Origin of the sequence: Kibdelosporangium persicum (assembly GCF_013280595.1) — a bacterium.
Lineage (GTDB): Bacteria > Actinomycetota > Actinomycetes > Mycobacteriales > Pseudonocardiaceae > Kibdelosporangium > Kibdelosporangium persicum.
Genome location: NZ_JAAATY010000001.1, coordinates 292669 through 305324, shown reverse-complemented (window position 1 = coordinate 305324; position 12656 = coordinate 292669). Strand labels below are relative to the sequence as shown.

Annotated in this window: 12 protein-coding genes; 3 read left to right on the top strand and 9 right to left on the bottom strand. The window is 68.4% G+C overall.

Features of this window, described 5'->3' with window-relative positions; all coding sequences use genetic code 11:
- Positions 1-35: 35 nt before the first annotated feature.
- The 7 genes from GC106_RS01400 to GC106_RS01370 all read right to left on the bottom strand — a co-directional run bounded on the left by GC106_RS01400 (position 36) and on the right by GC106_RS01370 (position 7060).
- Entirely contained in the window at positions 36-1001 is a 966-nt protein-coding gene (locus tag GC106_RS01400; protein WP_173123471.1) for an ABC transporter substrate-binding protein, read from the bottom strand.
- Positions 1002-1100: 99 nt separating this feature from the next.
- Positions 1101-1658: a putative immunity protein gene (locus GC106_RS01395; RefSeq protein ID WP_173123469.1), complete on the bottom strand. Its 558-nt coding sequence runs from the start codon at positions 1656-1658 to the stop codon at positions 1101-1103.
- Between the two features lie 107 nt (positions 1659-1765).
- The gene (locus tag GC106_RS01390) at positions 1766-2590 is read right to left on the bottom strand and encodes an aldo/keto reductase (RefSeq protein ID WP_173123467.1); all 825 of its coding nucleotides are present in this window, start codon (positions 2588-2590) and stop codon (positions 1766-1768) included.
- 148 nt (positions 2591-2738) lie between these two features.
- Positions 2739-3878 (bottom strand): epoxide hydrolase family protein, encoded by a 1140-nt coding sequence (locus GC106_RS01385; protein ID WP_173123465.1) that lies wholly within the window; start codon positions 3876-3878, stop codon positions 2739-2741.
- A gap of 64 nt (positions 3879-3942) precedes the next feature.
- Complete coding sequence (locus GC106_RS01380; protein ID WP_217279919.1) at positions 3943-4917, bottom strand: GlxA family transcriptional regulator; 975 nt, start codon at positions 4915-4917, stop codon at positions 3943-3945.
- Between the two features lie 53 nt (positions 4918-4970).
- Positions 4971-5885, bottom strand: coding sequence for a Gfo/Idh/MocA family protein (locus GC106_RS01375; RefSeq protein ID WP_173123463.1), 915 nt, complete (start codon positions 5883-5885; stop codon positions 4971-4973).
- A gap of 20 nt (positions 5886-5905) precedes the next feature.
- A complete protein-coding gene (locus GC106_RS01370; protein WP_173123461.1) occupies positions 5906-7060 on the bottom strand; it encodes an ROK family protein in 1155 nt (384 codons plus the stop codon).
- A 49-nt stretch (positions 7061-7109) separates the two neighbouring features.
- Here GC106_RS01370 and GC106_RS01365 point away from each other — a divergent pair, with 49 nt between their 5' ends.
- Positions 7110-7370 carry an SWEET family sugar transporter gene (locus tag GC106_RS01365; protein WP_173123459.1) on the top strand — a complete coding sequence of 87 codons (261 nt, stop codon included), beginning with the start codon at positions 7110-7112 and terminating at the stop codon, positions 7368-7370.
- Here the strand turns inward: GC106_RS01365 and GC106_RS01360 are convergent.
- Positions 7362-7970: a TetR/AcrR family transcriptional regulator gene (locus GC106_RS01360; protein WP_173123457.1), complete on the bottom strand. Its 609-nt coding sequence runs from the start codon at positions 7968-7970 to the stop codon at positions 7362-7364. The genes GC106_RS01365 and GC106_RS01360 overlap by 9 nt on opposite strands.
- 29 nt (positions 7971-7999) lie before the next feature.
- On the opposite strand from GC106_RS01360, the gene GC106_RS01355 reads away from it, so the two are divergent.
- Positions 8000-8653, top strand: coding sequence for a hypothetical protein (locus tag GC106_RS01355; RefSeq protein ID WP_173123455.1), 654 nt, complete (start codon positions 8000-8002; stop codon positions 8651-8653).
- 3 nt (positions 8654-8656) lie between these two features.
- Entirely contained in the window at positions 8657-9706 is a 1050-nt protein-coding gene (locus tag GC106_RS01350; RefSeq protein ID WP_173123453.1) for an FAD-dependent oxidoreductase, read from the top strand.
- 46 nt (positions 9707-9752) lie between these two features.
- On the opposite strand, the gene gcvP is transcribed toward GC106_RS01350, so the two are convergent.
- Positions 9753-12626 carry an aminomethyl-transferring glycine dehydrogenase gene (gene gcvP / locus GC106_RS01345; protein WP_173123451.1) on the bottom strand — a complete coding sequence of 958 codons (2874 nt, stop codon included), beginning with the start codon at positions 12624-12626 and terminating at the stop codon, positions 9753-9755.
- Positions 12627-12656: the final 30 nt, after the last annotated feature.

Below are 12656 nucleotides of genomic sequence, written 5' to 3'. Positions count from 1 at the left end.
TCCGTGTTCTAACACGGATAACCACTCACGAGGGACTAGCTGGGGGTTTCGAGCATCATGGTGCGCATGTCGAGCGGCTTGTCGATCTCGCCCTGCTCGAGCATCAGGTCGGCGACCCGCTGCAGCCGCGCCGGGTCGACGGTGGTCGGGAAGACCGGCATGGTCATCAGCTGGTAGGTGTTGGAGTCGATCTTGAGGTGCTTGGCCAGCACCTGGCCGACCTGGTCCCGGCTGCCGGTCTGGGCGACGCCCTTGTTCAGCGCCCGTTTGAACGCGGCGACGACGTTCGGGTTGGCGTCGGTGAACTCCTTCTTGGCGATCCAGCCGGACCACGGGAAGTTCGCGGTCGGCCCGGAGAACGGATCGATCAGCTTGACCAGACCTTCTTTTGTCGCCGCCGTCAGGTGCGGTTCGGCGATCACGGCCGCGGCGACGTCACCGCGGTGCAGCGCCGAAGGCATGGACGCGATCTCCATCGAGATGTACTCGACCGTCTTGTGGTCGACGGACATCATCTTGAGCTGCGAGTTCAGCGTCAGCTCGGAAATGCCGCGTTTGGACGAGACGGCGATCTTCTTGCCGGCCAGATCGACGGGTTTCCTGATGGTGCTGTTGTCGGGCACGACACACAGGATCAGGTTCTCGGTGGTCTGCACCGCGTCGGCGACGATCTTGAGGTTCGCCACGCCCTTGACCTGGGGCATCAACGCGGGCGGGTAGCTGGTCAGCCCGAAGTCCAGCGACCCGCCGAGCACATTGTCCACATTGGCCGATCCCTTGGCCCCGGTGGTCAGCCGCACCTCCAGGCCCTCGGCGGCGAAATACCCGTTGTCGATGGCCAGGTGCAACGGCGCCGAGTCGACGATCCCCAGTGAGCCGACCTTGATCACCGTCCGCTCGAGCCGCCCGGTGGCCGGAGTTTCCTGATCCGGAGACCCCATGAGCCCGCACCCGGCAAGCGTGACGACCAGCAACCCCGCGACCAACCCCCGCAATGGCATGAAATTTTCCTCCAGTTCGATGACGGAGGATGCCGAGGGTAGCGACACCGCTACGGCCTTACGCCACTTTCCGCAAAAATCGTACAATTCCTTGCTTGTTTAGCGTAAACAATTTGCTTGGTGCCGGCGCATCCATCCGTCCAGCAGCCGCGTCAATTCCCCCACACGCCCGCGACCACCCGGGGCATCCGGATAACGCCTCAGAACGCTCACCACCGCCGGAGTGGCCAAGTCGCGTGCCTTCTCGATGTAGGCGGCGCCGACGGTGCGGTCGTCACCGGCGTCAAGCTCGAACGCCCGGGCGGCGTGAGCGGCCGATCCGAGGATGTGCAGAACCTGGGTCGCCTTCGCGAGAGGGTGAAGGTACGCCGCACTGGCCGCGGCGACGGCTGCACGTGCCACGTCACTCGCCGCCGCCTGCCCCGCATCACGGGCCTCTTGGTACGCCCGATGGGCCGCCCAGGCGCCATCACGGATCGCCTTGGTCCGCCTGGCTCCGTCAGCGAACGCCTGCGCGGCCGCGACCGCGTCTCGCGGACGCCGATCGTCAGGCCGTTCGCGTTCGAAGATTCCCAGTGCGGGCTCCGCACAGGCCACGGCGAAGCGCGTGACCTCACGCAGTTCCGCCATGCTCAGCTCGATGGTCGTCGCATCCATGAGATTCGACCGTATCGTTGAACAGCCGGTTGGTACTTCGCGAGGCTATTCGCAGGAGAGCATGGCAAAACCCTCAAGACAGCGCGGTGAGGGGCCGGTCACGCGGCTCAGGAGAAGTGGTCGGGGTGCGGGCCGACGCGGGTGTCGTTGTGCATCTCCGAGAGTGCCAGCACGTCGTCCTCGGCGAGCTCGAAGTCGAAGATGTCGATGTTCTCGCGGATCCGCTCCGGCGTCGCCGACTTCGGGATCACCACGTTGCCCAGCTCCAGGTGCCAGCGCAGGATCACCTGGGCGGGCGTCTTGCCGTACTTCTCGGCCATCAGCCTGATGCTCTCGTCACCGACCAGCCTGCCGTTGGCCAGCGGGCTCCACGCCTGGGTCACGATCCCGTGCTCGCTGTGGTACGCGCGCAGGTCGCCCTGGATCAGGTTCGGGTGCAGCTCGATCTGGTTGATCGCGGGCACTGTGCCGGTTTCCTCGCTGAGCCTGCGCAGGTGGGAGATCTGGAAGTTCGACACGCCGATCGTGCGCGCCCGGCCGTCGGCGGCGAGCTTCTCGAGCGCCTTCCAGGTCTGCACGAAGTCGCCGCGGGCGGGCGCGGGCCAGTGGATCAGGAACAGGTCGACGTATTCCAGGCCCAGGCGGGTCAGGCTCTCGTCGAACGCCCGCAGCGCGGCGTCGTAGCCCTGGGCGTTCTTCCACAGCTTCGTGGTGACGAACAACTCCTCCCGCGGCATGCCTGACTGGGCGATGGCCTGGCCGAGGCCGGTCTCGTTGCCGTAGATCGACGCCGTGTCGAAGCTGCGGTAACCCGCCTCGATCGCGGTCTGGACCACCCCGGGCACGTCGCTGTCGTGCACCAGCCCGACCCCGAACCCGACCTGCGGAATCGACACGCCGTTGTTCATCCCGACGACTGGAACCTCGCGCATCAACGAACTGCCTTCCCGACTCCACACGGCACAACGACCAGCGATCGTAGTGGCTCAGTCGAAGCAGTTCCGCACCGCCGCCGTCCAGCCCACCCCTCGTGAGTGTTTATCCGTGTTCTAACCCTGACAAACACTCACGAGGGGGTGGTCACCTGTGGTCGCGGAAGAACGTGCGGAGGTCGCCGGTCAGCAGATCGGGGGCATCGGTGCCGGAGTAGTGCCCGCCACGGTCGAACTCCGACCAGTGCACGATGTTGTGGTCGCGTTCGGCCAGCTGGCGGATGGCACGGAAGTCGTGGGCGAACACCGCCACGCCGGTGGGGACCGTGCCGCGCTCGGCTTCGTCCGTGTGGTGCGCGTTCTCGTAGTAGAGGCGCGCCGCCGAGCCCGCGGTGTTCGTGAACCAGTACAGGGACGCGACGGTCAGGATGAAGTCCTCATTGAGCAGTTTGTCCACCTCCGGCGGGTGGTCGCCGAAGCCGCGGATCGGGTCCATGATCCACGCCAGCTGGCCGGCGGGTGAGTCGGCGAGCGCGTGCGCGAGCGTCTGCGGGCGGGTCGACTGGATCTTGTTGAATCCCGAGTGCTCGTCCATGAACCGCTGCAGGAACGCCAGCCTGCCGTACTCCTCCGGGCCGAAGCCCTCGAACTCGGCCGGGTCACCGCTGGGGAACGAGAACACCTGCGTCACGTGCACAGCGGGCACCTGTTCGGGCGCGATCCGCGCGACGATCGGCGAAACCATCGAGCCGACGTCGTTGCCCGCGACGCCGTAACGGCCATAACCCAGTCGCCGCATCAGTTCGGCCCACGCCCTGGCGACGCGGGTATCGTCCCAGCCCGCCTCGGCGGCCGGGCCGGAGAACGGGAATCCGGGCACCGACGGGATCACCAGGTGGAAGGCGTCGGCCGGGTCCCCGCCGTGCGACCGCGGATCGGTCAGCGGGCCGATCACGTCGAGGTACTCGGCGAAGGTCCCGGGCCAGCCGTGCGTCAGGACCAGCGGGAACGCGTCCGGTTCCGGCGACCGCACGTGCAGGAAGTGCACGTTCGTGCCGTCGATTTCGGTCTGGAACTGCGGGAAGCTGTTGATCCGCGCCTCATGCGCACGCCAGTCGTAGCCGTCCGCCCAGTACGTGACGAGGTGCTTCAGCGCCTCGCCCGGCACGCCACGCTCCCAGCCCGGCACCTGGCCGTCGGCCCAGCGGGTCCGGGTGAGCCGATCTTTCAGGTAGTCCAGTTCGGACTGCGGGATGTCGATCCGGAACGGCTTGATGTCTTCGCTCATACCGATAGGTTCGCGTCCCGGCGAGCCAGGGTGTGAGACGCGATCGCGCCAACGGGCGTCGGTTTCAGGACACGCTTCCGAACGTCTCTCGGTAAGCCGCGGGAGCGACGCCGACCAGCCGACGGAAATGCGGACGCAGCGCGGCCGCCGACGAGAACCCGCAGTACCGCGCGATCAGGTCGACAGGCAGCGCGGTCGACTCCAGCAGCCGCTGGGCCCGGATCACGCGCTGATGCGTCAGCCAGGTGGCCGGTGCCGTCCCGGTGATCTCCCGGAACCGCCGGTCGTAGTTGCGCCTGCTCATGTGCGCGCGCTGGGCCAGGTCGTCCACCGGGAGGGTGGTGTCCAGTTTGGTCAGTGCCCACGCCATCGTCTCGGCAATCGGGTCCTGGTCGTCCAGGTTCGGGACCGGTGACTCGATGTACTGCGCCTGACCGCCTTGCCGGTGCGGCGGCAGCACCATGCCCTTGGCCAGCCGGGTGGCCACGTCGGCGCCGCACATCGCCCGGATCAGGTGCAGTCCGAGGTCCATTCCGGACGCGCCGCCGCCCGCGGTGAGCACGTCCCCGTCGTCCACGTAGAGCGCGCCCGCGTCGACCTTGACCTTGGGGTGCAGATCGGCGAGCAGACCGGCCATCCCCCAGTGCGTCGTCGCCGGACGGCCGTCCAGCAGGCCCGCCGCGGCCAGCACGAAAGCACCGCTGCACAGCCCCGCCACCCGCGCGCCCCTGGCGTGCGCGGCGCGGATCGCCGCAAGGGCCGGCTCAGGCGGATTCTCGAACGGTGACCGCCAGTTCGGCACGATCACCAGGTCCGCGTCACGGATCGCGGCCAGGTCGTACGGCACCGGACAGGACAGACCGCCGCCGGACAGGGCCGCGTCCGGCTCACCGCTGACCAGCCGCACGTCGACGTCACGCAGTTCGCCGAAGCTCGCGGCCATGTCGAACACGCCGAACGCGAAGGACATGATGCCCAGCGAAACGCCGTCGAAAACCACCACGACCAGACTGCGCACTGCCCCCAGTACTGTCGTCATGCCGGGATCCTAGTGACCCCGGCACCCCTCTTGACCAGCCGTTTCAGCCACGGTTAAAACCCGTGGAACGCCTCGATCGCCCGCTGGACCCGCCAGCCCGAGGCGAAGTCGGCCAGGTCCGGCGTCGCCGTGCCGCGAATGGCCTGGGCGAACAGCGAAAGCCTGGTCGCCTCCGAACCGTGGTCGCTCACCGCGACCGGCTGCCACTGCCCGCCTTCCTCGGACACGAACAGCTGGGCCCAGTTGCGCAGCAGGAACGAGCGGCGAGTGCCCCAGATGATCCACTCGTACAGCTCGGGTCCGGACAGTTCGGCCATCGCGGACACGTGCACCGGCACGTCCCCCGCCCGGAGCAGGCCACGGGCGGCGACTTCGCTGCCGTCGCCCTGGTAGTCCACAGTGGTCCACACCGGCTCCGGCGGCCCGGCCAGCCGATCGGTCAGGTACACGAAGTGGGACAGCACTTCCCGCACGAACCCGCCCTGTTCCCGCCCGGCCAGCCAGGTCGCGGACGCCTGCCAGCCACGGGGCCACCGCGGGAACTGCAACCGGATGTCGACCCCGCGAACCGTGCCGAGGTCCTGACCGGCGATGTGCCGCACCGCGTCACGGTCCGACAGCGCGAAGTTGACGGCGTTCGCGAGGCCGCTTTCCGTTGCGGCATCGAGCATCCGCTGGCCGTCCCGCAGGCTGACGGCCAACGGCTTCTCGCAGAACACGGCTTTGCCCGCCCGCAGCGCGGCCACCGCGAGATCGGCGTGGAACTTCGGCGGGGTGGCGATGTAGACGGCGTCCACATCGGACGCGGAGACGACGTCGTCCGCGTTGGTGGTGAACGGAACCCCGGGATCGGCCGGGGTGATGTCGCTCGCGCGGACGACGGTGAAGTCCGGATGGCCGACGGCGACGTTGAGCATTCTCGTGCCCATCACGCCGAGTCCGACGATGCCCAGCCTTGTCTCGTTCATGGGGAGCATCCTCGCAGGTGCTACCGGCCCGCCGGGAAGGCCCGCGGATCATCCAGCAGCGGCTGGAAAGCCAGCTCCGCCGCGCCCAGCAGCACGCTGTCGGCCAGCTCCCCCGGTGTGATGGGCACGTGCGCCAGATCCGCCAGGAACGCCCGCTCCGCGAGTTTGCCGCGGACGATGTCGGGCTCCAGCTCGTAGAGCACGCCCAGTGTTCCGCCGAGCACGATGCGGTCCGCGTCGACGATGTTCGCGAGGCTGCCCAGGCCGATCGCGAGCCGGGTGTTGACGCGATGGACCGCTTCGAGCACTTCGGGAGTCGGCTCGGCGAGCAACGACTCGATCCTGGCGGCGACCGACCGCAGCGGGACGTCTACCCCCAGCAACCGCAACAGCGCACGGTGATCGGCCTCAACCTCAAGGCAACCGGTCGAACCACAAGGACACGACGCCCCGCCCGGGTCGACGGTGATGTGGCCCGGCTCGATCGCGTACCCGTGGGCACCCAGGAACAGCCGCCCGTCGGTGACCACTCCCCCGCCGAGCCCGACGTTTCCGGTCGTCAGGTAGAGCAACTGATGCGAACCGCGACCGGCGCCGTGCCTGTGCTCGGCGAGCGCGGCCAGGTTGGCGTCGTTGGCGATCGAGACCGGCAGCCGCAGGTGTTCTTCCAGCAGTTGCTGCAGATGCAGGCCCGGCCAGCCCAGGTGCAGCGCGGCGGGCGCGTAGCCGTCGGCGCGGACGGGCGAGGGCACGGCCACGCCGAAGCCGAGGACGTTCGGCTCGACATGGGAGTTCATCAGCTCGCAGAGCTCGTCGAGCGCCTCGGACGGCTGCGGGCTGCGCAACGGAAGCGTGGAGCGGGACAGGATTTTGCCGCCGAGCCCGACCGTCGCGACGGTGAAGCCGTCCGGCTGGATCTGCGCGGCGACGACCGTCGGCGCCTGCGGCGGGATGATCACCTGGTGCGATGGCCGCCCGCCTCCGGGTTTGCCGCCCGTGCGGTCGATCCGCACCAAGGAACGGTCCGCCAGCTCGCCGAGCAGATACCCCATCACGCTGCGGCCGCAGCCGAGCCGGTCGGTCAGCGCGGCACGGCTGGCTTGCCCGCCGGACACGTGCAGTTCGAGCAGGAGCTGTCCCAGCGTGTCCTTCGGCGCTTGTGTCACGCCGCCCATCCCCGTACTGTACCTTTGTACAGCTACTGCACAAACAAGGGGTTAAACCTTGACGGTCCTGGGTCTGTTCGCCGGCGCGCTCACCACGCTCGCCTTTCTGCCGCAGGTGATGCGGACCATCCGCACGCGCAGCGCCCGCGACCTGTCATGGGCCTGGATCGTGATGATGTGCGCGGGTGTCGGCACGTGGTTCGTCTACGGCCTGCTCGGCGCGGACCTGCCGGTGATCGTCGCCAACGGGATCACGCTCGTGCTCGTGGCCGCGCTCGGCGTGATCAAGGGCCTGCACGAACGAACCACCTCACCCTGACAGCAGTTCACGAGCCAGCACGTCGTTCCACCACTGCTCGACCCGGTCCGGCGCCCACCCTCGTTCGCTGGTCAGCGTGAGGTAGACGTCGATGTTGCAGAGCGCCGCGTACACGTCGACCGCGGTCTCAACGTCCATCCGCAGCGCGCCGTCCGGCCACGACGAGAACACCTGCACACGGGTTTCGTCGCCGCGACGGCGCCCGTCGGTGTACACGTTCGCCAGCTCCGGCTCGACGCGACCGGCGTCGCGCAGGAGCGTGATCACGTCGCCTGAGCGCTCGAACAACCGCCGGTCGTAGCCGATCATCGCCGCCAACTGACGACTGGGATCTGCCTCGGTTTCCAGTTCCTCGACCATCCGCTGGCCGTCCGCGGCCAGGTCGGCGGAGTCCGCCACGGCCAGCGCGAGCCCGGTCTTGTTGCCGTAGACCGAGTACACGGTCGGCACAGACACGCCTGCTTCGCGCGCCACGTCACGCACGCTCGTCGCCGCCCAACCCTGCGCCACGAACAACCGCCGCGCCGCACGTGCGATCTCAGCGCGCGTCTCCAGGGCCTGCGTCGCGCGCCGCAGGGAGTCGTACTTCCGCCTCTCCATGACCGCCTTTCATTCGCTATATTGATTATATGTACCGTAAAGTCAATTCGTTCTCCCAGGTCAGCGGGGTGGCCGGCCTGGGATTCGCGATCTTGATCGTGCTGGGCAACGCGATCCTAGTTCCGGCGGGCATGCCGGTCCCCGGCACCGAGTTCGGCCAGGTCAGCGAGTTCCTCCTGGCCCATGGCGGCACCGTGGGCCTCGTGTCCGCCCTCGCGCCGGTCACGTGGATGTCCGCCACGGTGTTCGGCGCCGGAGCGGTCGTGGCGCTCTGGTCGTCCACACCCGGCTGGTCCCTGGTCGGCTTCGCCGGACTGCTCCTGCAGAACGGCACCTTCACCGCCGTGATCGCTCTGCGGCTGGCGGCGACGTCCGCACCGGACGAGGGGCTGTGGGCCCTGCACGACGCCCTGCTCACCATTAACGGCACATTCCTGGCCGTCGCCATGCTCGGGTTGTCGACGGCGGGACTGCGCTCAGGGTTGATCCGCCGCTGGCACGCGATCCTGGGTTTCGTGTCGGCGACGTTCACGCTCACCTCGGCCACGCTGACGCCCTGGGTGATCGACACCGCCGGTCCGCTTGGCTTGATCGGTCTGACCGGCTGGTTAATGTGGGTGGTCTGGATCGGCACGTACGGCGTCACCCTGATCCGCCTGACGCCCCAACACATCGGGAGTTAGACCGTGCAGACCGTCCGCAAAGACGTGGTCGTCGTCGGCCTGGGCGCGTTCGGGTCGGCCGCCCTCTGGCGCCTGGCCCATCGAGGCGTGCGCGTGGCTGGCGTCGAACAGCACAGCATCGGCCACGACCAAGGCTCGTCCCACGGCGACACCAGGCTGTTCCGTATCGCGTGCATGGAACACCCCGGCCTGTCGCCCATCGCGTTGAAGTCGCTGGAGCTGTGGACCGGACTCGCGGCGGAAACCGGCGAGACGTACGTGCGCCAGACCGGCCTGCTGTACGTCGGAAATCCCGGCAGCAAGACCATCACCGGCCCGCAGGCCGCGGGCGTGCCCGTGGAACTGCTGACGCACGAGCAGGTCGTCGCCCGTCAGCCGCAGTACGATGTCCAACCCGGCCAAGTGGGCGTCTGGGATCCCGGCGCGGGCATCTGTTACCCGGAACGCAACGTCCGGGCCCACGTCGCCGCCGCCCGACGGCTCGGCGCGGACGTCCACGCGAACACCACCGTCCTGGCCATCGAGGGCACCACGGTGTACACGCCGACCTTGGCGATCGAAGCGGACCAGGTGGTCATCGCGGCCGGCGCGGGACTGCGGCACTTCGTCCCCGACCTGCCGCTGAAGCACACGCCGACGCCGGTGAACTGGTTCCGTCCCAAGGACTCCGCGGACTTCTCGCTGGCGCGGTTCCCCGCGTTCATCTGGGAGTTCTCCGACGAGATGAGCCTGTGGGGTCACGGTTCCGACGAGGGCTACGCCGTGAAGGTCGGCGCCGACCCCGTGGCCACCGTCAACGTCGAAGACGCTGTGGCGCGAGCATTCCCGGAGCTCGAGCCGAAGCCGTTCGCCGTCAGGCCGTGCCACGTCACCGATTCACCCGACGGCCAGTTCCTCGTCGGCCGGATCAGCGAGCACGTGACCATCGCGGGCGGCGACAGCGGCCACGGTTTCAAGCACTGCGCCGGAATCGGCGAACTGCTCGCCCAGCTGGTCCTCGGCGAACCGGCCTACTGCCCCACGGACTTCATGAACCCCCACCGTTTCTCGTGAGTGTTTATCAGGGTTCTAACCCCGATAAACACTCACGAGGGGGTTTTCAGGTGGTGTAGGCGTCCAGGGGCGGGCAGGAGCAGACCAGGTTCCGGTCGCCCTTGGCGCCGTCGATCCGGCGGACCGGCGGCCACGCCTTGGGCCGCGTCGTCGGGACGGGGAACGCGGCGATCTCCCGGCTGTACGGGTGGTTCCACTCCCCGGCGATGGACGCCGCGGTGTGCGGGGCGTTTCGCAGCGGGTTGTCGTCCGCCGGCCACTCCCCCGCGCCGACCTTGTCGATCTCCTGCTTGATGGCGATCATCGCCTCGCAGAAGCGGTCCAGCTCCGCGAGGTCCTCGCTCTCGGTCGGCTCGACCATCAGCGTTCCCGCGACCGGGAACGACATCGTCGGAGCGTGCAGGCCGTAGTCGGCGAGCCGCTTGGCCACGTCATCCACGGTCACCCCGGTGGCCTTCGTGATCGGCCGCAGATCCAGGATGCACTCGTGGGCGACAAAACCGCCCTCACCCGTGTAGAGCACCGGATAGTGCTCGTTCAGCCTGCGCGCCACGTAGTTCGCGGCGGCCACGGCCGTCAGAGTGGCGTTCCGGAGCCCGTCGGCGCCCATCATGCGGACATAAGCCCACGAGATCGGCAGGATCGAAGCACTGCCCCACGGCGCGGCACTGATCGGGCCGACACCGGTCTTGGGCCCGGCCAACGGCTGTAGCGGGTGGTTGGGCAGGAACGGCGCCAGGTGCTCACGCACACCGATCGGGCCGACGCCCGGGCCGCCACCACCGTGCGGGATGCAGAAAGTCTTGTGCAGGTTCAGGTGTGACACGTCCGAGCCGAACCGGCCGTACTGCGCCAGACCGATCAGCGCGTTCAGATTCGCTCCGTCGACGTACACCTGGCCGCCCGCGTCGTGCACCAGCGCGCACACCTCGCGGACCGTGTCCTCGTACACGCCGTGCGTCGACGGGTACGTGATCATGATCGCGGCGAGGTCGTTCTTGTGCTCCTGGACCGAGGAACGCAGGTGGTCCATGTCGATGTTGCCCTGGTCGTCGCACTTGACGACCGCGACCCGCATACCGGCCATCACCGCGGACGCCGCGTTGGTGCCGTGCGCACTCGCGGGGATCAGGCAGACGTCACGGTCGGCCTCGCCACGGTCGCGGTGGTACGCGCGGATCGCCAGCAGACCGGCGAACTCGCCCTGGCTGCCCGCGTTGGGTTGCAGGGAAACCGCGTGGTAGCCGGTGATCTGGGCCAGCCAGCTCTCCAGGTCCGAGATGATCTCCAGCAGTCCGGCCGCGTCGTCGGCGGGCGCGAACGGGTGCAGCGCCGAGAACTCCGGCCAGGTGATCGGCTCCATCTCCGCGGTCGCGTTCAGCTTCATGGTGCACGAGCCGAGCGGGATCATGCTCCGGTCGAGCGCGATGTCCTTGTCCGACAACGCCCGCAGGTAGCGCAGCAGCGCGGTCTCCGAGCGGTGCGTGTGGAACACCGGGTGGGTCAGGTACTCCGAGGTCCGCACCAGCTCGGCCGGGATGACGTCCTCAGTGGACGCATCGAGCGCGTCGATGTCGCCGGAGACGCCGAACGCTTCCCACACAGCGGAAATGTGCGCACGCGTGGTGGTCTCGTCACACGAAATGGCGACGTGATCACCGTCCACAAGCCACAGATTGATGTCACGCTCACGAGCCGCGCGCACGACGTCGGAGGCCCGCCCGGGAACGCGGACCCGGATCGTGTCGAAGAACCGCGAGTGCACGACCTCGACGCCACCGGCACGCAGACCGGCGGCCAGCACGGCCGCCATCCGGTGCGCCCGCAAGGCAATGGACTTCAGACCCGCGGGACCGTGGTAGACCGCGTACATCGACGCGACGACCGCGAGCAGGACCTGGGCGGTGCAGATGTTGCTGGTCGCCTTCTCGCGGCGGATGTGCTGCTCACGCGTCTGCAGCGCCAGCCGATACGCCATCGAGCCGTCCACGTCGGTGCTCACGCCGACCAGACGACCCGGCAACTGACGCTCAAGTCCCTTGCGTACCGCCATGTATCCGGCGTGCGGGCCACCGAAGCCCATCGGCACACCGAAACGCTGAGTCGTGCCGACGACGACGTCCGCGCCGATCTCGCCCGGCGGCCGCAGCAACGTCAACGACAGGAGATCCGACGCCACAACGACCTGCGCGCCACGGGAGTGCGCCTCGTCGATCAGTGCTGAGTGGTCACGCACGACACCGCTGCCACCCGGGTACGACAGCAGAACGCCGAAGAACTCGCCTTCGGGCAGCCCGTCGGTCAGGTCGACGACCTCGACCTCGATGCCCAGCGGCTCGGCGCGGGTCTCGATCACCGCGATCGTCTGCGGGAACGTGTCGGCGTCCACCAGGAACCTGGGCGACTTGGCCTTCCCGCCGCGCCGCACCAACGTCATCGCCTCGGCCGCGGCCGTTCCCTCGTCCAGCATCGACGCGTTCGCCACCGGCACGCCCGTGAGGTCGGCGACCATCGTCTGGAAGTTCAGCAGCGCCTCGAGCCTGCCCTGCGAGATCTCCGGCTGGTACGGCGTGTACGCGGTGTACCAGGCCGGGCTCTCCAGCACGTTGCGCAGGATCACCGGCGGAGTGACGGTGCCGTAGTAGCCCAGGCCGATCATCTGCGTCACCGGACGGTTACGCGCGGCGAGCGCCCGAAGCTCAGCCAGCGCCTCGGCCTCGGTCGCGGCCGGCGGCAGGTCCATCACCAGGTTGGTCTCGCGGATCGACTCCGGCACGGCCCGCCGCGCCAACGTCTCGAGCGAGTCGACCCCGACCACGTCGAGAATCCTCGTCAGCTCCGCCTGCCGTGGACCGATGTGCCGGTCGGCGAACGGCGTACCGTGCTCGAGGTCTGCCAGCGAGATCCGGTCCTGGGTCATCATCTGCCTCCGGCATGGAGAGTCGGGCGT

Bases quoted from the DNA above. Each gene is read 5' to 3' on its own strand.
- GC106_RS01400 (WP_173123471.1), bottom strand. From the start codon at position 1,001: ATGCCATTGCGGGGGTTGGTCGCGGGGTTGCTGGTCGTCACGCTTGCC.
- GC106_RS01395 (WP_173123469.1), bottom strand. From the start codon at position 1,658: ATGGATGCGACGACCATCGAGCTGAGCATGGCGGAACTGCGTGAGGTC.
- GC106_RS01390 (WP_173123467.1), bottom strand. From the start codon at position 2,590: ATGCGCGAGGTTCCAGTCGTCGGGATGAACAACGGCGTGTCGATTCCG.
- GC106_RS01385 (WP_173123465.1), bottom strand. From the start codon at position 3,878: ATGAGCGAAGACATCAAGCCGTTCCGGATCGACATCCCGCAGTCCGAA.
- GC106_RS01380 (WP_217279919.1), bottom strand. From the start codon at position 4,917: ATGACGACAGTACTGGGGGCAGTGCGCAGTCTGGTCGTGGTGGTTTTC.
- GC106_RS01375 (WP_173123463.1), bottom strand. From the start codon at position 5,885: ATGAACGAGACAAGGCTGGGCATCGTCGGACTCGGCGTGATGGGCACG.
- GC106_RS01370 (WP_173123461.1), bottom strand. From the start codon at position 7,060: ATGGGCGGCGTGACACAAGCGCCGAAGGACACGCTGGGACAGCTCCTG.
- GC106_RS01360 (WP_173123457.1), bottom strand. From the start codon at position 7,970: ATGGAGAGGCGGAAGTACGACTCCCTGCGGCGCGCGACGCAGGCCCTG.
- GC106_RS01355 (WP_173123455.1), top strand. From the start codon at position 8,000: ATGTACCGTAAAGTCAATTCGTTCTCCCAGGTCAGCGGGGTGGCCGGC.
- gcvP (WP_173123451.1), bottom strand. From the start codon at position 12,626: ATGACCCAGGACCGGATCTCGCTGGCAGACCTCGAGCACGGTACGCCG.